21 protein-coding genes, 2 pseudogenes and 1 riboswitch are annotated in these 19,990 nt (G+C 72.7%); of the genes and pseudogenes, 12 read left to right on the top strand and 11 right to left on the bottom strand.

Features of this window, described 5'->3' with window-relative positions; translation table 11 throughout:
• Positions 1–55 precede the first annotated feature (55 nt).
• A riboswitch (cobalamin riboswitch) is annotated at positions 56–141 on the top strand.
• A gap of 63 nt (positions 142–204) precedes the next feature.
• Both AB0C96_RS22435 and AB0C96_RS22430 read left to right on the top strand, forming a co-directional pair.
• The gene (locus tag AB0C96_RS22435) at positions 205–423 is read left to right on the top strand and encodes a CbtB domain-containing protein (protein WP_362919460.1); all 219 of its coding nucleotides are present in this window, start codon (positions 205–207) and stop codon (positions 421–423) included.
• 15 nt (positions 424–438) lie between these two features.
• On the top strand, positions 439–1,188 hold the full coding sequence (locus tag AB0C96_RS22430; RefSeq protein ID WP_362919458.1) for a CbtA family protein: 750 nt from the start codon (positions 439–441) through the stop codon (positions 1,186–1,188).
• Positions 1,189–1,279: 91 nt separating this feature from the next.
• Here the strand turns inward: AB0C96_RS22430 and ribA are convergent, their stop codons facing one another.
• The gene (gene ribA / locus AB0C96_RS22425; RefSeq protein ID WP_362919529.1) at positions 1,280–1,888 is read right to left on the bottom strand and encodes a GTP cyclohydrolase II; all 609 of its coding nucleotides are present in this window, start codon (positions 1,886–1,888) and stop codon (positions 1,280–1,282) included.
• Between the two features lie 218 nt (positions 1,889–2,106).
• Between ribA and AB0C96_RS22420 the strand changes: the two genes are divergently transcribed.
• Entirely contained in the window at positions 2,107–2,889 is a 783-nt protein-coding gene (locus AB0C96_RS22420) for a creatininase family protein (RefSeq protein ID WP_362919457.1), read from the top strand.
• Entirely contained in the window at positions 2,882–3,757 is an 876-nt protein-coding gene (locus AB0C96_RS22415; RefSeq protein ID WP_362919456.1) for a RibD family protein, read from the top strand. Before AB0C96_RS22420 ends, AB0C96_RS22415 begins: the two co-directional genes overlap by 8 nt.
• A 34-nt stretch (positions 3,758–3,791) precedes the next feature.
• Here the strand turns inward: AB0C96_RS22415 and AB0C96_RS22410 are convergent.
• From AB0C96_RS22410 to AB0C96_RS22390, 5 genes and pseudogenes are all read right to left on the bottom strand, one after another.
• Positions 3,792–4,709: pseudogene (locus AB0C96_RS22410) on the bottom strand (lysylphosphatidylglycerol synthase transmembrane domain-containing protein); the annotation flags it as partial.
• A complete protein-coding gene (locus tag AB0C96_RS22405; RefSeq protein WP_362919455.1) occupies positions 4,709–5,584 on the bottom strand; it encodes a class I SAM-dependent methyltransferase in 876 nt (291 codons plus the stop codon). The pseudogene AB0C96_RS22410 and the gene AB0C96_RS22405, both read right to left, overlap by 1 nt.
• A complete protein-coding gene (locus tag AB0C96_RS22400; RefSeq protein WP_362919454.1) occupies positions 5,581–6,702 on the bottom strand; it encodes a glycosyltransferase family 4 protein in 1,122 nt (373 codons plus the stop codon). Before AB0C96_RS22400 ends, AB0C96_RS22405 begins: the two co-directional genes overlap by 4 nt.
• Entirely contained in the window at positions 6,699–7,097 is a 399-nt protein-coding gene (locus tag AB0C96_RS22395; RefSeq protein WP_362919453.1) for a 6-carboxytetrahydropterin synthase, read from the bottom strand. Before AB0C96_RS22395 ends, AB0C96_RS22400 begins: the two co-directional genes overlap by 4 nt.
• 89 nt (positions 7,098–7,186) lie before the next feature.
• On the bottom strand, positions 7,187–8,176 hold the full coding sequence (locus AB0C96_RS22390) for a zinc-binding alcohol dehydrogenase (RefSeq protein WP_362919452.1): 990 nt from the start codon (positions 8,174–8,176) through the stop codon (positions 7,187–7,189).
• A gap of 110 nt (positions 8,177–8,286) precedes the next feature.
• On the opposite strand from AB0C96_RS22390, the gene AB0C96_RS22385 reads away from it, so the two are divergent.
• The gene (locus AB0C96_RS22385) at positions 8,287–9,036 is read left to right on the top strand and encodes a CDP-alcohol phosphatidyltransferase family protein (RefSeq protein WP_362919451.1); all 750 of its coding nucleotides are present in this window, start codon (positions 8,287–8,289) and stop codon (positions 9,034–9,036) included.
• A 265-nt stretch (positions 9,037–9,301) separates the two neighbouring features.
• Here the strand turns inward: AB0C96_RS22385 and AB0C96_RS22380 are convergent, their stop codons facing one another.
• Positions 9,302–10,291, bottom strand: a complete 990-nt coding sequence (locus AB0C96_RS22380; RefSeq protein WP_362919450.1) for a YafY family protein — start codon at positions 10,289–10,291, stop codon at positions 9,302–9,304.
• Between the two features lie 92 nt (positions 10,292–10,383).
• Between AB0C96_RS22380 and AB0C96_RS22375 the strand changes: the two genes are divergently transcribed.
• Both AB0C96_RS22375 and AB0C96_RS22370 read left to right on the top strand, forming a co-directional pair.
• Entirely contained in the window at positions 10,384–10,782 is a 399-nt protein-coding gene (locus tag AB0C96_RS22375) for a VOC family protein (protein WP_362919448.1), read from the top strand.
• Between the two features lie 49 nt (positions 10,783–10,831).
• A pseudogene (locus AB0C96_RS22370) lies at positions 10,832–11,531 on the top strand (leucine zipper domain-containing protein); the annotation flags it as partial.
• A gap of 115 nt (positions 11,532–11,646) precedes the next feature.
• On the opposite strand, the gene AB0C96_RS22365 reads toward AB0C96_RS22370, so the two are convergent.
• Together AB0C96_RS22365 and AB0C96_RS22360 are read right to left on the bottom strand one after the other, a co-directional pair.
• Positions 11,647–12,042 (bottom strand): hypothetical protein, encoded by a 396-nt coding sequence (locus AB0C96_RS22365; protein ID WP_362919447.1) that lies wholly within the window; start codon positions 12,040–12,042, stop codon positions 11,647–11,649.
• Between the two features lie 6 nt (positions 12,043–12,048).
• On the bottom strand, positions 12,049–12,432 hold the full coding sequence (locus tag AB0C96_RS22360) for a metalloregulator ArsR/SmtB family transcription factor (RefSeq protein ID WP_362919446.1): 384 nt from the start codon (positions 12,430–12,432) through the stop codon (positions 12,049–12,051).
• Between the two features lie 283 nt (positions 12,433–12,715).
• Between AB0C96_RS22360 and AB0C96_RS22355 the strand changes: the two genes are divergently transcribed.
• A complete protein-coding gene (locus AB0C96_RS22355) occupies positions 12,716–13,093 on the top strand; it encodes a VOC family protein (protein WP_362919445.1) in 378 nt (125 codons plus the stop codon).
• Between the two features lie 45 nt (positions 13,094–13,138).
• Here AB0C96_RS22355 and AB0C96_RS22350 read toward each other — a convergent pair whose 3' ends face one another.
• Together AB0C96_RS22350 and AB0C96_RS22345 are read right to left on the bottom strand one after the other, a co-directional pair.
• On the bottom strand, positions 13,139–14,041 hold the full coding sequence (locus AB0C96_RS22350) for a siderophore-interacting protein (RefSeq protein ID WP_362919444.1): 903 nt from the start codon (positions 14,039–14,041) through the stop codon (positions 13,139–13,141).
• 73 nt (positions 14,042–14,114) lie between these two features.
• Positions 14,115–16,424, bottom strand: a complete 2,310-nt coding sequence (locus AB0C96_RS22345) for an excinuclease ABC subunit UvrA (RefSeq protein ID WP_362919443.1) — start codon at positions 16,422–16,424, stop codon at positions 14,115–14,117.
• A gap of 80 nt (positions 16,425–16,504) precedes the next feature.
• Here AB0C96_RS22345 and AB0C96_RS22340 point away from each other — a divergent pair, with 80 nt between their 5' ends.
• The 4 genes from AB0C96_RS22340 to AB0C96_RS22325 all read left to right on the top strand — a co-directional run bounded on the left by AB0C96_RS22340 (position 16,505) and on the right by AB0C96_RS22325 (position 19,933).
• Positions 16,505–17,305, top strand: coding sequence for a TetR/AcrR family transcriptional regulator (locus AB0C96_RS22340; protein WP_362919442.1), 801 nt, complete (start codon positions 16,505–16,507; stop codon positions 17,303–17,305).
• A 96-nt stretch (positions 17,306–17,401) separates the two neighbouring features.
• Complete coding sequence (locus tag AB0C96_RS22335; RefSeq protein WP_362919441.1) at positions 17,402–17,647, top strand: hypothetical protein; 246 nt, start codon at positions 17,402–17,404, stop codon at positions 17,645–17,647.
• Positions 17,648–17,772: 125 nt separating this feature from the next.
• Entirely contained in the window at positions 17,773–18,834 is a 1,062-nt protein-coding gene (locus tag AB0C96_RS22330) for a right-handed parallel beta-helix repeat-containing protein (RefSeq protein ID WP_362919440.1), read from the top strand.
• Positions 18,835–18,904: 70 nt separating this feature from the next.
• Positions 18,905–19,933 carry a methyltransferase gene (locus tag AB0C96_RS22325; RefSeq protein ID WP_362919439.1) on the top strand — a complete coding sequence of 343 codons (1,029 nt, stop codon included), beginning with the start codon at positions 18,905–18,907 and terminating at the stop codon, positions 19,931–19,933.
• Positions 19,934–19,990 lie beyond the last annotated feature (57 nt).

Genomic DNA, 19,990 nt, shown 5'->3' with positions numbered 1-19,990 from the left:
TTGGCCGGAGGCGCGGCTCGCGGTACCTTCCCGATGATATTGACGACGACATGACGGAAGCCGGTGGAATTCCGGCGCGGTCGCGCCACTGTATGTCCGGTTTTTACCAGCCCAACGGGGCCAGGACCGGATGAGCCAGACCCGGCATGTCGTCACGCACTCCACGAAACAGGGACGCGAGTTCCCCTCACAGGAGGTTCTGCCATGGCTCAGACCATCGCACCCCCGGCAACCGGCGCCGCCGCCCCCGCCCCGCTCCCCCTCAAGGCGATCGCCCCCTGGGCGCTCTTCGTCGGCGTCCTGATGCTGGTCCTGCTCTACTTCGTCGGCGCCGAGCAGGGCGCCACCTCGCTGCTCTCCGGTACGGACGTTCATGAGTGGGTCCACGACGGACGCCACCTGCTCGGCTTCCCCTGCCACTGAACCGGCGCCGCCCCCATGAACTCCACAACTGTCAGAAACCTCCTGGTCCGGGGGATGCTCGCCGGACTGGCCGCCGGTGTCCTGGCCCTCGTCGTCGCCTACCTGCTGGGCGAACCACAGGTGGACGCCGCCATCGCGTTCGAGGAGGCACACAGCCACGAACACGAGATGGAGGTCGTCAGCCGCGGTCTCCAGTCCACCGCGGGGCTGGCCACCGGCGTACTGGTCTACGGCGTGGCCCTGGGCGGGATCGCCGCACTGGCCTTCTGCTTCGCCCTGGGGCGGATCGGCCGGTTCGGTGCCCGGGCCACGGCGGCGCTGCTCTCCGCGGCGGCGCTGCTCAGCGTCTACGTCGTCCCGTTCCTCAAGTACCCGGCCAACCCGCCGTCGGTCGGCGACCCCGACACCATCGGCAAACGGACCACGTTGTACTTCCTGATGATGCTGCTCGGCGTCCTGCTGGCCGTCGCCGCCACGCTCCTCGGCCGGCGGCTGGCTCCCCGACTGGGCAACTGGAACGCCACGGTGGCGGCCGTCGTCGGCTTCGCGGCGGCCATCGGCCTGGCGTACGCCTTCCTGCCGGCCGTCAACGAGGTGCCGGCCGGGTTCTCCGCCACCCTGCTGTGGCAGTTCCGGCTGTCGGCGCTCGCCGTCCAACTGGTGCTGTGGGCCGCCTTCGGGCTGGTCTTCGGACACCTGGCGGAGCGTGTCCTTCAGGCGCCCCGGGAGGCACCCACGGCGGAGGCGGCACCCGTCACCTCCTGAGTCGAGCACCCTCCGCGGGGGCCCGTGACGATCCGTCGCGGGCCCCCGCACATGCCGTGGCGGGCGGCGGACCGGTGCCGGAGCGCGAGGCTCAGGAGAGCCCCGGGATGCCGTCCAGGTGCGGGAGGTCGTGGTCCAGGCGCTCCCTTTTGGCCCGCAGGTAGCGGATGTTCTCGGCACGGGGTTCCATCAGCAGCGGGACCTGTTCGGCGACGGCGACGTCGTGCCGCACCAGCGCGGCGCGCTTGCGGGGGTTGTTCGACAACAGCCGCACCGACCGCACGCCGAGGTCCTTGAGGATCTCCGCCGCGACGCGGTACTCCCGGGCGTCGACGGGCAGTCCGAGGGCGATGTTCGCCTCGACCGTGTCGAGCCCCTCCTCCTGCAACCGCATGGCCCGGAGTTTGGCCAAAAGCCCGATTCCGCGGCCCTCATGGCCCTGGAGGTAGACGAGAATTCCGCTGCCGGCCGCCACGATCGCCCGCAGTGCCGCGGACAATTGATCGCCGCATTCGCAGTGCGTGGAGGCGAAGACATCACCGGTCAGGCATTCCGAATGCACCCGGGTCAGCGTCCGCTCCCCGGACACCTCACCGTGCACCAGCGCCACTTGCTCGATTCCGGTCCGGCGGTCGAGATAGCCCACCGCACGGAATTCCCCGTATGTGGTGGGCAGTCGGACCACCACCACCCGTTCCACACCCGGTTTCCGATCGGTGGCGTCCTCGAATGCGACAGCGAGGTCGGGGCCGGGGCCGGCGGCAACATCGTCGGGGTCCGTCATGGCGCGATGGTACCCGCGCGGGGAATCGAGCGGCAGAGATCGCTCAGAAACACAACAACACTGCCGCACGACCCCGGCAAGTATGCTGCGAGGCCCATGACTCGGCGGCCGACGGCGAAAGGCGGCAGCACACCATGACCGCTCCGGGACAACCGACCCCGTCCGCCGGCCTGTTGCCGGCGGACACCACCGAGGACGTACGGGCCCGGCGGCCCGTGCTGGCCGTTCTGCCGATCGGAAGCTTCGAACAGCACGGCCCCCACCTGCCGTTGACCACCGACACGGTCGTCGCCTGCACCATCGCCCGGGAGCTGGCCGCCGCCCACCCGGTCCTGCTGCTGCCGCCGCTGACGGTGTCCTGTTCGCACGAGCACGCCGACTGGCCGGGCACCGTCAGCATTTCGGCGCGGACGCTGCACGCGGTGGTCACGGACGTCGCCGATTCGCTCCGCCGCTCCGGCATCGGCACGCTGATTCTGGTCAATGGGCACGGCGGCAATTACGTACTGCGCAATGTGGTTCAGGAATCCGGCGGGAGCGGGCTGCGGATGGCGCTGTTCCCCGGGACGGCGGACTGGGAAGCGGCCCGTACCCGGGCCGGTGTGCAGACGTCCGGCCACAGCGATATGCATGCCGGAGAGGTCGAGACGTCCATTCTTCTGCACGCCCACCCCGAATTGGTCAAGGACGGCTACCCATCGGCGGATTGCACCGCCGATGACCGGAAACATCTGCTGACGCTCGGCATGTCGGCTTACACCGCATCCGGGGTCATCGGCCGCCCCTCGCTCGCCTCCGCCGACAAGGGACGGGAATTGCTGGCCGGGCTGGCCGAGGCATTCGACGAATACGTCGCGCTGTTCGGGGCACCGGCGAGGGACCGGGCCGACGCGCGGGAGCGGGGCACCGATGGATGAGGTGACGGGGAGCGAGGTGCTGGACGCCGCGGCGGCCTGGGAGCGGTTGCGGCAGGTCCGGACCGCGGAGGATGCCCGGGCCGCGGGCCTGGTACCGGACGGCGACGGCCAACTGCGCTGGGCGGCCGCCGCCTCGCCCGGGGCGGCGGAGCTCGCTGCGCGCTATCTGCCGCTCTGCCTGGCCGGTCCACGGATCGCGTTCGCGCAGCTCGGGCAGAGCCTGGACGGCTTCATAGCGACCCGCACCGGCGACGCCGACTTCGTCACCGGCCCCGCGGACCGCCGCCATCTGCACCGGCTGCGGGCGCTGGCAGACGCGGTGGTGGTCGGTGCCGGTACGGCCGTCGCGGACGATCCCCGGCTGACCGTACGGGCCTGTGCGGGCGAGAACCCGGTACGGGTGGTGCTCGATCCGCGCGGCCGGGTGCCACGGGACTGCGGGGTGTTCACGGACGGGGCAGCGCCGACGCTGTGGGTGGTGGGGGCGGACTCCGAGGCCGCGAACCGGGCCGGCGGGGGCGTCGGGGTCGAGGTGCTCGTGCTGCCGGACCGGGACGCGTTCGCCCCGGGGCGGCTGCTGGCGGTGCTGGCGCGGCGCGGGCTGGGCCGGGTCCTGGTCGAGGGGGGCGGTGTCACGGTGTCGCGCTTCCTGAGCGAGCGGGCACTGGACCGGCTGTATCTGACGGTCGCACCGGTGCTGATCGGCGACGGCGTCCCGGGGCTGCGGTTCCCCGGTACGCCGGTGATGCGGGAGGCGCTGCGCCCGCCGCTGCGGAGCGCCCGGCTCGGCGAGGACACGCTCTTCGAGCTCGATCTGCGGGAACTCAAGACCTCCGGGCCCGTCCCGGAGCGGCTCACCGCCGGCTGAGGTCTCCCGCCGCCGGTCGTTCCGGTCCTCCCCGGCGGCCGAGCAGCACCGCGGCGCCGGGGAGGCTGGCGACGAAGGCGAGCACTCCGTAGATCACGGCGGTGGCGAGTCCCTGCGCCGCGCCGAGCCCGGCGGCGCCGAAGGCCCAGGCGGCCACGCCCTCGCGGGGGCCCCAGCCACCGACGTTCAGCGGCAGCGCCATGGCGAGCAGCGCCAGCACGACCAGCGGCACCAGTTCGGCGACCGGCGCGGTGGCACCGGCGACGCGCGCGGCCAGGACGAACATCGCGAGGTAGCCCAGCAGCACCACCGCGGACGACAGCGCGACACCGGGCCAGACACCCGGCCCGAGCAGGCCCCGGCGCGCCTCCGACAGCGCCGTGCGCAGGGCGCGTTCGGCGCGCGAGGCGCCGCGGCGCAGCCGCAGCCAGCCGGCGGTCGCGACCACCAGCAGCCCCACCGCTCCCGCGGACAGGGCGACGGCGGGTGAGGCGAGGAAGCGGACGACCGGCGCCAGCACCGGTGACGGCCGGACCAGCAGCACCCCCACCCCGGCGGCGAGCAGCACGACCTGGCCCGCGGTGCGCTCCAGTACCACCGCGCGGACGCCCCGGCTCAGATCGCCGGAGCTACGGCCGTGCCGGACCGCGCGGTGCACATCGCCCAGGACACCGCCGGGCAGCGCCGCGTTCAGGAACAGCGCCCGGTAGTAGTCCGCGACGGCCCGGCGCAGCGGCAGCCGCAGGCCCAGGCCGCGTGCCACCAGGCACCACCGCCAGGCGCTGCACACCGTGGTCAGCAGGCCGATGCCGAGGCCGGCCAGGACGGTGGCGGCATCGATCCGGCGCAGCCCGTCCAGGAACGCCTGGGACCCCAGGTGCCACACCAGTGCCACGAGGATGCCCGCTCCGGTGAGCATCCGCAGCCACGCCGCCCAGCCGGGCCGGCGCATCACGCCTCCTCGGACGGCTGCCCGGGCAGTGCCAGCAGATCGGTGTGGTGCACCGTCACCGCCAGCTCCCCCGCCGCGCACTGCGCCAGCCGGCGCCGCAGATAGGCGACGGCCGCGGGGGCCAGTTCGGGCCGTTGGGCGAGTGCGGCGCCGACCCAGCCGCGCAGCCACTCGGCGATCAGTGCGGACTCCGCACCGCCGAGCCGCCAGGGGCTGGACTGCACGTGGACCGTCGCCCCGCACCGCTCGAACGCGGTGACGGCCTCCCCGACCGCGTCCGGACCGAGCAGGCTCCGGCCCCGGTCGCTGCGGCGCTGGTGCGCGTTGAAGGCGTCGGTGAGGTCGTCGTCGAGCGGGTCGGCCGGGGTCAGTTCGACGCGGCCGGCGACGGAGAGCGCCAGCAGCGCGGGGCAGCCGGCACCGGTGCAGGCCGCGGCGAGCGCCGCCACCTCGTCGCGGGTGAGCAGATCGAGCAGCGCGGACGCGGTGACCAGTGAGGTGCCGGCCAGGTCCGTGGCGGTGAGGGCGGCCAGGTCGCCGTGCTCGGCGACGGCGCTGACCGGCGTGCCGTCGGCGGCCGTCGTGGGCATCCGCCCGATGGCGTGGGCGAGCAGTGCGGGGTCGTGGTCGTGCAGGATCCAGCGTTGCGGGCCGGGCAGCCGGACAGCGAGCCAGCGCGCCATCGAGCCGGTGCCGCAGCCGAGGTCGCGGATCACCAGGCCGTGCGGCGGCTCCGGGGGCGCGGTCGGGTCGGACCTTCCGGACAGCCGGGCGCGCAGCGGGCGCAGCAGTTCGGGGGCCCGGGCCGCGGCGTCGGCGTGCTCCCGCAATTCCAGCCACTGCGGGGCGAATCGGGTGCTGCCGACGGCGTTCATCGCGCGCTCCGGGGTTCGTGTCGAAGCCGTTCCAACGCTTCGGCCAGACTGTGCGAGGTCATCTCCCACCCTTCCAGCATGGCACGCCGTCCGCGTGCCGCTTCCTTGAGCCGGTGGCGCAGCAGGGGATCGCCGAGCCAGTCCCGCAGCGCGCCGGCCAGCGCCTCCGGTCGACCGGCCGGCACCAGCAGCCCGGGCAGGCTGCCGTCGGGCGCCCGCCCGAGGGCTTCCGGCACGCCGTCAACGGCCGTCGCCAGTACCGGGATCCCGCGCGCCAGCGCCTCGGTGACGACCATGCCGTAGGTCTCGGCGGACGAGGCGAGCACCAGCAGGTCGGCGGCGGCGTAGCGGGCGGCCAGCTCGGCGCCGGCGCGGGGTCCGGCGAAGTCGATCCGGTCGGCGAGCCCGAGTTCCGTGGCCCGGTAGCGCAGTTGGCCGGGGTAGTGCGGGTCGTGGCCGGGCCCTCCGACGAGGGCGCAGGTCCAGGGCAGGTCGGCGACGGTCGACAGGGCCTCGATGAGCCGGTGCTGCCCCTTGCGCGGGGTGAGCGAGGCGACGCACAGCAGCGAGCCGCCGCCGTCGGCGCCGGGCGCGAGCGGGGCGGGGTCGGCGCCGGGCCGGGCGATGTGCACGCGTTCGGGCGCCAGCCCGTGGTGCCCGGCGATCCGGCGGGCCGCCGCCGCGCTGGTGGCCACCACGGTCGCCACGGCGTGCAGCGCGCGGCGTTCGCGGGCGTCCAGCTCCGCCGCCGTGCCGGGATCGAGCCCGGCCTCGTCGCCCAGCGGCAGGTGGACCAGTACGGCGAGCCGCAGCCGTTCGGCCTCGGGGGCGAGGACTTCGGGCACCGCGCAGGCGACCAGTCCGTCGAGCAGAACCAGGGCACCGTCGGGCAGCGCCGCCAGCCGCCGGGCCAGCTCCGTTCGGGCGGCGGCGTCCGGTTGCGGCCAGCTCCCGGGCACGGCGTACGGGTGCACCTGCCAGCCCGCCGTCGGGAGGTCGCGGCAGATCCGGCGGTCGTAGGTGTTGCCCCCGCTGGGCCGCGCCGGATCGTCGACGCCGGCGGGCAGCACGAGGTGCACCACGCGTGCGGCCGGCACGGTGGTGCCGGCGCGGGTCACAGCGTGCGCTCGTACGTCGCCCAGGCGATGTGCGATTCGTGCAGGGTGACCGATATGCCGGTCAGTTCGCGGGCGCCCTCGCCGAGGTTGCCGGCGTGGATGCGGTCGGCGAGCCGGTCGGCGATGACCTTCGCCAGGGCCTCCGTGGAGGTGTTGATGCCGGCGAAGGCGGGCTCGTCGTCGAGGTTGCGGTAGTTCAACTCGCCGACCACACCGCCGAGTTCCTGGGTGGCCAGGCCGATGTCGACGACGATGTTGTCGGCGTCGAGCTCGGCCCGGCGGAAGGTGGCGTCCACGATGAAGGTCGCGCCGTGCAGACGCTGGGCGGGCCCGAAGACCGCGCCGCGGAAGCTGTGCGCGACCATGAGGTGGTCGCGGACGGTGATGCTGAACACGGGCGTACCTCCGGTGTGATGTCGGTCTCAGTGACGGTGTCGGGGCGGTGGTGTGGGGGCGGTTTTCGGGCGGTCTCCTGCCTCGTGCGCTAGGCGGTGTCCGGGGGCGCGTACCGGATGCGGTGGCAGAGCGCCGGGAGGTCGCCGGAGGCGAGCCGGGGCAGCACCGTCGGCAGGTCCTCGAAGGCAGATTCGCCGCTGATCAGCGCGTCGAAGGCGGGGTCGGCGAGCAGGTCGAGGGCGAGCGCGAGCCGGTCGGCGACGCTGCGGCGGGCGCGCCGGGCCGGGGAGACGGCGCCGACCTGGCTGCTGCGGACGACCAACCGCCGGGAGTGGAAGGCCTCCCCCAGCGGCAGGCTGACCCGTCGGTCGCCGTACCAGCTCAGCTCGATGACGGTGCCTTCCGGGGCGAGCAGGTCGAGCGACCGGGCCAGCCCTTCCTCGGTCGCGCTGGCGTGCACGACGAGGTCGCACTCCCCCAGCGCCTCGGCCGGCAGTGCGAAGTCGACGCCCAGGGCCCGGGCGGTGGCGGCGCGCGCCGGGTCGGCGTCGACCAACTGCACCCGGACCGCCGGATATCGGGCGAGCAGCGCCGCGACGCTACAGCCGATCATGCCCCCGCCGACCACCGCGATCCGGTCGCCGACCTGCGGTGCGGCGTCCCACACGGCGTTCACCGCGGTCTCGACCGTGCCGGCGAGGACGGCGCGCGCGGCGGGAACGGCCGGCGGTACGGGGGTGACGGCTCCGGCGGGGACGACGTAGTGCGTCTGGTGCGGGAAGAGGCAGAAGACCGTGCGGCCCCGGAGCGCGGGCGGCCCCTCCTCGACGACGCCGACATTGAGGTAGCCGTACCTGACCGGAGCGGGGAAGTCGCCGTCCTGGAAGGGCGCCCGCATCGCGCCGTACTGGCTCTCCGGGACGCCGCCGCGGAAGACCAGCGTCTCCGTCCCGCGGCTCACCGCCGAGTGCAGCGTGCGCACCAGCACCTCGTCCGGGCCGGGTTCCGGCAGCGATACTGTCCGGATCTCGCCCTGACCTGGAGCCCTTAGCCAAAAGGCACAAGCGACGCGCGGCATCGGGATCCTCCTGGACGCTGTGGCGAGGGTTCGTTGATGCTGGGGATCATGAAGGACGCCGTCACCCTACGCGGCGCCCACCGAGTCCGCCACAAGCCCCGGGAGGCACCGTGGCCGTACAGGAGCGCGTACAAGGGCACGCCGTCGCAAGGCCGTTGGAACCGGACACGGCGGCGGGCTTCGGTGTGCAGTTGCTGGTGCTGGAGGTGCTCTGCCGGGCGGTGGGGCTGGGTACCGCGGGGTGGCTGACGGGCTGCGTGTTCGCCGTGGTCACGTGGGCTCTGCTCACCGTCGCACTGCACCGGTCGTGGACCGGGCCCTTCGGCCCGGCCAATCGCGTCACCCTGGCCCGGACGATCCTGGTCGGCGGGGTGACGGCGCTGGTCGCCGACTCCTTCGACCGGCCGTCGCCGGTGCCGGTGCTGGTCACGCTCGCGACCGTCGCGCTGGTCCTGGACGCCGTGGACGGTCAGGTGGCCCGGCGCACCGGTACCGCGACGCCGCTGGGCGCGCGCTTCGACATGGAGGTCGACGCCTTCCTGATCCTGGTGCTCTGCGTCCACGTCGCGGTGCCGCTGGGCGCCTGGGTGCTGAGCATCGGTCTGATGCGGTACGCGTTCGTCGCGGCGTCCTGGGTGCTGCCCTGGCTGCGCGGTGCGCTGCCGCACAGCATGGCCCGCAAGACGGTGGCGGCGCTCCAGGGCGTGGTGCTGGTGGTGGCCGGTTCCGGGATCGTGCCGCGGACGCCGGCGGCGGCCGCGGTGGCCGGGGCGCTGGCGCTGCTGGTGTGGTCGTTCGGGCGGGACATGGTGTGGCTGTGGCGGGTCGGGAGCCGGGTGGCCGGCGCGGAGCCGGTGTGACGCCCGCCGCCGGTCCACGCACCGCGGCGACGCCCCAGGGCAGGGTGTGCGCCACGGGAACATCCCCTCGCCCCGCCCCGTTGTGGCCCCGCAGGGGGCCCTTCCACCCCCTACGGGATCTGTTCCCCCACCCCCTAGGGAGCTCCTACGCCCCCTACGTCCCCTACACCCCTTGCATCCCATACGACCCTATGCGGCGAAGCTCCGAAGTCCCCGCGTAGGGAACCCCCTAGGCGTGCCCTCTCATGACATTGGTTCCTCGCGGTCAGGCTTGGCGGGCGTAGGACGCGAGGCGATCGGCGAGCGCGATGACGAGGTTGCGCAGTTCATCGGGGCGCTCGATGACGAACGGCCGGTCGAGTGAGGCGAGTACCGGAGGCAACCAATCGAGCCGCTCCGCCCGCAGCTCGACGCGCAGCCAGCGCTCGGTCGCCCGGTGCTCGCCTGCCACGGGCGCGTGCTCCTCCAGGCTCGCGACGCTGGCGGGAAGGTGGGCGCGGATCTGCTCAACTGTCCCGTGGATCCGCAAGGTCACCTCGTGCCGGTACTCGGCCGTGGCGAAGGCCGACAACAGGCGATGTGCCGGATCGGGACCCGCGGGCGCTTCGAATGAGCCGGGCAGGGTTCGTGCGTCTGCGATGCGATCGAGCCGGAAGGTTCGGTCCTCGCCGATCCGGGCGTCCTGGCCTGTGACGTACCACCGGCCCGCGTGGGCGACGACCCCGTACGCGTGCAACGTGCGTTCACCGCGCCGTCCGTCGCGATCGGTGTAGCGGATCGAGACCGGCCGGCGGTGGCGCACCGCATCGGCGATGGTGAGCAGGACCCCAGCGTCCGGGGCGTCGAACTGACCGGGCTGATCCGTGAAGGCGACGGCCTCCAGGAGCGTGTCGAGCCGGCGGGCGATGTGCTTGGGCAGCACCCGCCGGATCTTCGCCGATGCCGTCTCGCTCGCCGTGTGCTCCGTCGTCGTCAACCCCGCTCGGCGACCGGCGACCAGGCCGAGCAGCACGGCCAGCGCCTCGTCGTCGCTGAGCATGAGCGGAGGCAGGCGGTACCCGGGGGCGAGCCGGTACCCGCCGTAGCGCCCGCGCACCGATTCCACCGGCACGTCGAGGTCGATCAGCTGGTCCACATACCGCCGCACGGTGCGCCCTTCGACGCCGAGCCGGTCGGCGAGTTCGGCCACCGTCCGGGTGCCGCCCGACTGCAGCAGCTCCAGGAGTGTCAGCACGCGGCCGGTGGGTCGAGGCATGTTCGCAGCCTAACGCGAATACAGGACCGATTCTGTCCACTATTTCTCCTAGCCTGCGACGTACAGCGATTCCACCTGCCAAGGAGATCACCATGGACTTCGTCTCGATCCGCATCATTACCGGCGACGTCGCACGCCTCGTCGAGTTCTACGAGCGAGCCACAGGGGTGCAGGCGATGTGGGCCACCGAGGACTTCGCCGAACTCAAGACCGCGGGCGCCACCCTCGCGATCGCCGGCACCCGCACCGTCCCGCTGTTCGCCCCGGGCTCTGCCCGTCCAGCGGACAACCACAGCGTGATCACCGAGTTCCTCGTCGACGACGTGGACCGCGTTCACCAGAACCTGACCGGCTTCGTCACCGACTTCGTCAACGAGCCCACCACGATGCCCTGGGGCAACCGGTCGCTGCTGTTCCGCGACCCCGACGGCAACCTCGTCAACTTCTTCACCCCCGTCACGCCGGCGGCCATCGAAAAGTTCGCACGCTGACGCCACGCACAGCCGCTCAAACGGGAGCCCTGAGATCCCCGGGCTCCCGGTGAACGCGGCCGCCGGGTCCAGGAGCGTCACCAGCAGGGGGCACCGGAACGCACCGCTGACCCCCGAGGGGCGTCTGCGGTTGTGCCTGCGGATCGACGCCGGCCGGCCGATCGCGCACGTCGCTGCCGAGGCCGGGCTATCGCGCCGCTGCCTGGCCAAGTGGTACGCCCGCTGGCGCGCGCACGGCGTGAACGGCCTGCTCGACCACTCCTCCCGCCCCTCCACCAGCCCGGCCCGCACCGCCGAGGACATCGCTGACCTGGTGGAGGCATTGCGGCGGCAGACCGAGCACGGGCCCGCGCGGCTCGCCGCCGACCTTCAGCGGTTGCATGGGGTCACGGTCGCGCCGGCGACCGTCCACCGCATCCTGGTGAGGCGAGGACGTGCGCCGGCTCCGGGACCTCGATCCACCGACCGGCGAGCAGCTGCGCGAGGTCATTCGCTACGAACACGACCGGTCGGCGACCTGGGCTGACGCGCTCGCCGCGACCGGTACGAAGCATAAGCGGACCAGGCCGTACACGCCGCGCACGAACGGGAAGGCGGAGAGGTATGACGGGACGCTCTCCCGCGAGTGGGCGTACGTCCGCGACGACACAACCGAGCGTGAACGCCGCGTCGCACTCGCGGAGTTCGCGAACTACTACAACCACGAGCGGCCGCACGCCGCACTCGGCGGCCGACCGCCCGTCAGCCGGACCGCCAGGAGCGACTACCGGATCGTCTTCGACCAGCCGCCCGAACCACTCGCGGACATCCCGCAGCAGCTCACCTTCGAGGACTTCACGTAACCAAGGTCCCGAGACACCACGCCTAGGTCCCCGCGTGCCGCCCCAGGTAGACGACCAGTGCCAGGAAGACCAGCACCAGGTTGGTGACGACGACCACGAGCAACGCCTGTCGCCATGGGCCGCGGTGGGGCGTGCGGTGGGGCACCAGTAGCGCGCCCGGCAGCCGGGCCAGTTGGGCCCCCGGCCGGACCGCGGTGGTTCCGGCCCGGTGGACGCCGCGCCGCGGCGAGCCTCGGCGGCGGGCGCCGGTCTCCGGGCAGCCGCGGCCGTGCCCGCGTGCCGTGCGGAGCGGTCCCCGCCCCGGAGGCCGGCCCCGGCAGGGGCGGACGGCACCCGGCCCGGAGGGCGAGGGTATGCAGGTGCGGGAGCGGACCGCCCGCCAGGACGGCGGCCCTTTGCGCCTCGATACGCCGGACATCCGCGATCACCCCGCCCCGGCCGCCGGAACCGCGTCGGCCGGGACCGCGTCGGCCTCGGCCTGCCGCAGCTCGGCGAGGAGCGCGTGCTGCCCGCTGAGCACGTCGGCGAGGACCCGTCGGGCGGCCCGCAGCAGCCCCGTGACGTTGCCGCCGACCAGCGCGTAGCTGACGGTGGAGCCGCGGCGGGTGGCCACGACCATGCCGGCCCGGCGCAGCACCGCCAGTTGCTGGGAGAGCGCGGACGGCTCCACTTCGAGCTCGGCGAGCAGACGGCGGACCGGCATCGGCCCGTCCTGCAACAGTTCCAGCACCCGGACGCGGAGCGGGTGACCCAGCATCCGGAAGAAGTCGGCCTTGGCCTGACAGCGGGGTACCCAGGCGCCGTTCACGTCCGCGCCCCGCTCCCGGGCCCGTCCGCGACGTGTGCCGCGCGCACCCCATCCCCTGCCGAATCGGCGAAAACGCCCACGCCTGTCCTCCGCGGTCCGGCCGACCGGCCATCGCGTCACCTGTTGAATTGCGGAATTCTGCAACTCTAGACGACGAGGGCGGGCGACTTGAATGCCCGTGAGCGAACCGGCCACGCACTCCGGCGCCGCGGACGGGCCGCCGGCGCGCCCGTACCGGGGTACGCGGTGGACAGCCCCACCGCCCAACCGCATAGTGACGCACATGACTTCACGGATACGCCATGTCACGATCGACTGCTCCGACGCCTACCGGCTGGCGCGCTTCTGGGCGGAGGTGCTGGACGGTTCCCTCGCCGAGGACGACCTTCCCGGGGATCCGGAGGCCACGGTCGTCTCCGCGGGCGGCAGGCTGCTCTTCCTCTCCGTGCCGGACGCCAAGTCCGTGAAGAACCGGGTGCACCTGGACCTCCAGCCGCAGGACCGGAGCCGGGACGAGGAGGTCGAGCGGCTGCTGGCCCTCGGCGCGACGCTGGTGGCCGACCACCGGAGGCCCGATGGCACGGGGTGGGCGACGATGGCCGACATCGAGGGCAACGAGTTCTGCGTGGAGCGCAGCGCGGCGGAGCGGTCGCAGCCGTGAGCACCGCTCCGTAGGACCACTCCGTAGGACCGGTCAGACGTCGCGTCACTGCTGCGCGGTGGGGGCGGCCTCGATGCGTTCCCGTGCCTCGGCGAGGTCCTCGGCGGTGGGGGCGTCGTCCTGGGTGAGCCTCCGGCGCCAGTAGCCGGCGAAGTCGATCTGCCGCTTGTCGACACCGCGTTCCTCGACGAGATGGCGCCGCAGCGTCCGCACCGTGCCCGCCTCTCCGGCGAGCCAGGCGAAGACCGAGCCGGAGGGGAAGGGCAGTGCGCGGACGGCTGCCGGCAGCGCGTCGCCGGGTCCGGCCGCCCCGCCGTCGCGGTGCACCCACCGGACGGTGAGGTCGGCTGCGGTGGTGAACCGCTGCTCCTCGGCGGGGTTGGCGACCTCGATGCAGGCCAGCGCGCGGGTGCCGGGTGGCAGCGCCTCGACGAGCGAGCCGATGGCCGGCAGTGCGGTCTCGTCGCCGGCGAACAGCAGCCAGTCGGCGGTGCCGAGCGGCAGCGGCCGGGCGTAGTCCGCCGCCGGCCCGTACCGGGCGAGGGTGTCGCCCACGGCGGCGGTGGCCGCCCAGCGGGTCGCCGGGCCGGTCGTCGCCTCCGCCTCCGCGCCGCCGTGCAGGACGAAGCCGCCGTGCAGGACGAAGTCGACGGTCAGGCGCTGCCGGTCGGGGTCGTAGGAGCGCACGGTGTAGCTGCGCATCCACGGCCGTTCGTCCTCGGGGAGTGCGCAGAACGCCTGGTACCAGCGCATCGCGTCGCCGTCCGCGGGCACGTCGGGCAGCCGCGGCGCGGACTGCCCGGGCCGGGGGAACAGCAGCTTGAGCTGTTGGTCGGGCCAGGTGGGGAAGGCGTCGAGGCCGTCTCCGGCGAAGGTGATCCGGGCCATCCGCGGGGTGATCCGCCGGACGTCGGTGACATGGATGAGCGCGACGGGAACGTCCGCCATCGGGTCCTCCAGTAAGGGAAGTGAGGGGGCTGGTAGGTCTCTCGGAGCGCGCCGCGGCGGCCCGGAAACGGGGTCAGACGGCGGGCCGTCGCAGGTACGTCCGCAGATGGCGGGCCGTCAGCGAATCGCCGGTGGCGACGAGGTCGGCGGGGGTGCCGGTGAAGACCACCCGTCCGCCGTCCTGGCCCGCGCCCGGGCCGAGGTCGATCAGCCAGTCGGCATGGGCCATCACGGCCTGGTGGTGCTCGATGACGATGACGGTGTTGCCGTCGTCGACGAGCCGGTCCAACAGGCCCAGGAGCTGGTCCACATCGGCGAGGTGGAGTCCGGTGGTGGGCTCGTCGAGCACATAGACGGCGCCCTTCTCGGCCATGTGGATGGCGAGTTTGAGCCGCTGGCGCTCGCCGCCGGAGAGGGTGGTGAGCGGCTGGCCCAGGCCGAGGTAGCCCAGGCCCACCTCCGCGAGCCGGTCGAGGACGGTGCGAGCCTGCCCGGAGGGGAAGAACTCCCGCGCCTGGGCCACGGACATCGCCAGCACCTCGCTGATGTTCCTGCCGCGCAGGGTGTACGTCAGCACCTTCGGCGTGAAACGCCGGCCCTCGCACTCCTCGCAGACCGAGGCCACCCCAGCCATCATCGCCAGGTCCGTGTAGACCAGTCCGATGCCCTTGCACGTCGGGCAGGCGCCCTCGGAGTTGGCGCTGAACAGGGCCGGCCGGACGCCGTTGGCCTTGGCGAAGGCGGTACGCACCGGACCGAGCAGCCCGGTGTAGGTTGCCGGGTTGGAGCGCCGGGAGCCGCGGATCGGGGACTGGTCGGCGACGATCACCCCGTCCCTGCGTGGCAGTGCGCCGTGGATCAGGGAGCTCTTGCCCGACCCGGCCACGCCCGTGACGACGGTCAGCACACCGAGCGGGACGTCGACGCTGACGTCCTTGAGGTTGTGGGTGTTCGCGCCCCTGATGGAGAGCTGTCCGGTGGGCCTGCGGACCGTCTCGCGCAGCCGGGCGCGGTGGTCGAGGTGGCGTCCGGTCAGGGTGCCGGAGGCGCGCAGGCCGGTGACGTCGCCGGTGTAGCAGAGCTGTCCGCCGGCCGGGCCGGCGCCCGGGCCGAGGTCGACGACGTGGTCGGCGATCGCGATCGTCTCCGGCTTGTGCTCGACGACCAGCACGGTGTTGCCCTTGTCGCGCAGCCGGCGCAGCAGGTCGTTCATCCGCTGGATGTCGTGCGGGTGCAGCCCGGTGGTGGGCTCGTCGAAGACGTAGGTGACGTCGGTGAGGCTGGAGCCGAGGTGGCGGATCATCTTCACCCGCTGGGCCTCGCCGCCGGAGAGGGTGGCGGACTCCCGGTCCAGGCTGAGGTAGCCGAGGCCGATCTCGACGAGTGAGTCGAGGGTGTGGCAGAGGGTGGCGACGAGCGGGGCCACCGACGGTTCGTCGATGGCGCGGACGAAGTCGGCCAGGTCGCTGATCTGTAGTGCGGAGCATTCGGCGATGTTGCGGCCGGCGATGCGGGAGCCGAGCGCGGCGGGGTTGAGTCGGGCGCCGTCGCAGGCACCGCAGGCGGTGAAGGTCACGGCCCGGTCGACGAAGGCCCGGATGTGCGGCTGGAGGGACTCCCGGTCCTTGGCCAGGTGGGTCCGCTGCACCCGGACCAGCACGCCTTCGTAGGTGAGGTTCGACGTGCCCACCTTGATCTTGGTGGCGGGCTTGTGGAGGAGGTCGTCCCACTGGGCGGGGGTGTAGTCCTTCAGCTTGACGTCCGGGTCGAAGAATCCGGAGTGGGCGAGCGTCTGCCAGTGCCAGGAGTCGACGGTGAAGCCGGGGGCGGTGATGGCGCCCTCGTTGAGCGAGAGTTCGGTGTCCACCAGTTGGTCGACGTCGATCGTGGACACCTTGCCGAGGCCCTCGCACGCGGGGCACATGCCCTCGGCGCTGTTGAAGCTGAAGGCGGTGGAGGTACCGGCGTGCGGGGTGCCCAGCCGGCTGAAGATGATCCGCAGCATGGCGTGGGCGTCGGTCGCGGTGCCGACCGTGGAGCGCGCGTTGGCGCCCATCCGCTCCTGGTCCACGACGATGGCCGCGCTCAGGTTCCGCAGCGCGTCGACGTCGGGGCGGCTCTGGCTCGGCATGAAGGACTGGACGAAGGCGGTGTAGGTCTCGTTGATCAGCCGTTGTGATTCGGCCGCGATGGTGCCGAAGACCAGGGAGGACTTCCCGGAGCCGGAGACGCCGGTGAAAACCGTGAGGCGGCGCTTGGGAATGTCGAGCGAGACCTCGGCGAGGTTGTTCTCCCTGGCGCCCCGGACCTCGATCACGTCGTGGCTGTCCGCTGCGGTGCTCCCTCGGTTGTCCGATCGTCCACGGTGTCCCTCGGCCCCCATGTCGGATGCCCCCTCCTGATATCCTTACACCATAAAGAGTTCGCTCGGCGACGTTACTTTATGCCGTAAGGAGTCTGCAAGTGGTCGTATTCGCCGGCCAGGGCGATGCCCGCCGTTCAATGTCGCTGCTCTGGCGCGCGGAGGGCGCCGAAGGAACGCGTCCGCGCGGGGGGCCCGGCCCCAAACCGGCGCTGAGCGTGGCGGCGATCATCGACGCCGGGATCGCCGTCGCCGACGCCGAGGGCATGGCGGCCCTGTCCATGCGCGCGGTCGGCGAGCGGCTGGGACGCACGGCGATGGCGCTCTACACCTACGTCCCCGGCAAGAGCGAGCTGGTGGACCTGATGTACGACCAGGTGATGGCCGAGCTCCCGGACGACTACGACCTGACCCCGGGCTGGCGGACCGCGCTGACCTCCTGGGCCGAGGACACCTGGGAGTTCTATCTGCGCCACCCCTGGGTGCTCCAGGTCTCCCAGGCCCGCCCGGTGCTCGGGCCCCACGAATACCGCGCCCTGGAGACGCTGCTGCGGCTGCTGTACGCCACGGAGCTGGGCTCGGCGGTACTGCGGCGGGTCGTCGGCACGCTGGTCCACTTCGTGCGCGGCGCCGCGCAGACCGTCGCGGAGGCGCGGCTGGCCGCGGCGTCGACCGGGGTGTCCGACGACGAGTGGTGGCAGGCCCGCTCCGGCATGCTGACCGAGGTGGTCCCCGATTTCGACGAGCGCTTCCCGCTGCTGATCCGGATGGAGACCGAGGGCGCCACCCCGAGCGAGGACGACGCTGGGCCGTATGTGGAACGGGAGGCGAGGAAGACATTCGAGGTCGGCCTGGCCGTCGTGCTGGACGGGATCGAGGCGGCGGTCGCCCGGGCCCGGTAGGGCGGGCCTCCCCGGCCCCGCGGCCGTTGGGGTGATGAAGCGGGCTCAGGGCCCCTGGACGGGTGTCGTCGGCCGGGCTCCGGACGTTGATCGTCCATGACCCTCTTCCGCGTCCGACCGTGGTTCCTGCCGTCCAGCCTCGCCGCGTTACTGACCGAGGTGTGGCCGGACGGGCCGGCCGATGCCCCGTCGGACGCCGACGCCGGGGGCCGGTCCGCAGCGGGGTCCGGCGCGCCGCCCGATACCCGGTCAGGCGAGTGCGGGCCGGCCGATCCCCGGCCGGCCACCGACACCGCCACCGGTGCCGGCGAACGGCCGGAGCAACCCGCTGACCGGCGCTGATGGGCGATCCGTCGACCGGCCGGGCAGCGGAGTTGACGGCCTGTCGACACCCGGCCGCGGCACGTGCCCGCGTCATCGGGTGAGCATGTGTGGCGAGCGGTGGTGATCGCCCATAGCTTCGCTTCATGGCGCTACGACAGATGACATACATGGGCTGCGTCGCGGCGGTGGTGGCCGGCGGACTGGGCGCGGCCGCTCCGAGCGACGCTGTGGGACGGCATGACGTCCACCCCGGCGAGTCCATCCAGCGGGCGGTGGACGCGGCACGTCCGGGTGACACCGTCGTGCTCGCGCCCGGCGTCTACCAGGAGAGCGTGCTGATCCACACGTCCGGTGTGCAGCTTGTCGGTTCGGGCGCGAAGACGGTGATCAAGCCGGCCGGCACCCGGGCGGGGAACGCCTGCGGACAGAGCGGCAACGGCATCTGCGTCCTGGGCCGCGCGGACCACCCGCTCCAGAACGTCAAGATCGCTTCGCTGACCGTCCTGGGCTTCAAGAAGAGCGGCATCTGGGCCTCCGGCACCGACCGGCTCTCCGTCCACGACGTGACCGCACGGAAGAACGGCGTGTGGGGCATCGCGCAGGAGAGGTCCACCCGCACGGCGATCCGTGACAGCGACGCCGCCGAGAACGGCGACGCCGGCATCTTCCTGGCGAACATGGTCGACCAGGAGGGCGGCGCCACCGATACCCGGGGCGCGGAGATCCGCCACAACAACCTGCGGGACAACCGGATCGGCCTGACGGTCCGGCGGGTGCGGAACCTGACGGTGGTCGACAACGCCATGTCCGGGAACTGCGCCGGGATGTTCGTCGTCGGTGACGAGTCACGCCCCCGGGCGGGTGCGCTGACCGTGCGGGACAACGACGTCTCCCACAACAACAAGTACTGTCCCAAGAACCCCCGGCTGCCGTTCCTCCAGGGCTCCGGCATCGTCCTCACCGGCACCGAGAAGGCGTTGGTCTCGCACAACTCGGTCCGGGACAACGTGGGCAAGTCCCCGCTCTCCGGCGGCATCGTGCTCTTCCCCAGCTTCGTCAAGGCTCCCAACGAGAACAACGTCATCGCCGACAACTTCCTGCACGGCAACCAGCCGGCGAACCTGATCAACGCGGACACCGCCGGCAAGGGCAACCGTTTCGTCCGCAACATGTGCCAGCCGTCGGAGCCGGGCCGGACGTGCTGACGGCCCGGCGGAGCGGGCCGCGCGGAGTGCACCGGCTGCACCGACCTTCAACGGGAGAAGAGAGGCGGCAATGACCACCGTAAGTCCCACCCCCCAGCCGGTGATGCGGTTGCGCGAACTCGTCTTCGGCGCCGCGTGCGCGGCGGCCGTGCGGGCCGCGGTCCGGCTCGGCGTCGCCGACGCCCTCGGCGACCGGCCCCTCACCGCCGAGGAGCTGGCCACCGCGACGCACGCCGAGCCGCGCCCGCTGGAGCGGCTGTTGCGCGCGCTGTCCTGCTACGGGATCTTCGCGGAGACCGAGGACGGGACGTACGTGCACACGGAGATGTCCCGACTGCTGCGGGAGGACGCCCCCAACAGCCTGCGCTACATCTCCCTGTGGTGCACCGAGCCGTGGACGTGGGAGGCCTGGCCCCGGCTCGACGACGCGGTGCGCTCGGGCCGGAACGTCTTCGACGACCTGTACGGGAAGGGCTTCTTCGACTACCTCCACGAGGACGCACGGGACTCCGCCCGGGTCTTCGACCGGGCCATGACCGCCTCCAGCCGTCAGTCGGCCGAGGACATCGCCAAACTCCTCGACCTCACCGGCGCACGGTCGGTGGCGGACATCGGCGGTGGTCAGGGGCACGTCCTGGCCAGCCTGTTGGAGAAGCACCCCGACCTGGAAGGCACCCTGCTCGACCTGCCCACGGTCGTGGCGCAGCCGGACCCCCGGCTGCGGGACGGCGGCTCGCTCGCCTCCCGGGTGCGGCTCGTGCCCGGCGACTGCCGGGACGAGATCCCCGTCCGGGCCGACGTCTACATCATCAAGAACATCCTGGAGTGGGACGACGACAGCACCCGCCGGACGCTGCGCAACGTCATCGCGGCGGCCCGCCCCGGCGCCCGGGTGGTGATCATCGAGAACCTGGTCGACGACAGCCCGTCGATGAAGTTCACCACCGCCATGGACCTGCTGCTGCTCCTGAACGTCGGCGGTGCCAAGCACTCCAAGGCGAGCCTGGTCGACCAGATGACCGAGGCCGGCCTGGAGGTCGGCGAGATCCTCGTGGTCAACCCGTACCTGCACGCCTTCGAGTGCACCGTCCCGGCGTGAGGCGGTCCGCGCCATGCCGAAGCCGGGACCCATACCGAAGCCGGGACGCGGCCGGTC

The organism is Streptomyces sp. NPDC048506 (genome assembly GCF_040651315.1).
Taxonomy (GTDB): domain Bacteria; phylum Actinomycetota; class Actinomycetes; order Streptomycetales; family Streptomycetaceae; genus Streptomyces.
Note: the sequence above shows the minus strand (reverse complement) of the source record. Positions and strands in the feature narration are given on the sequence as shown.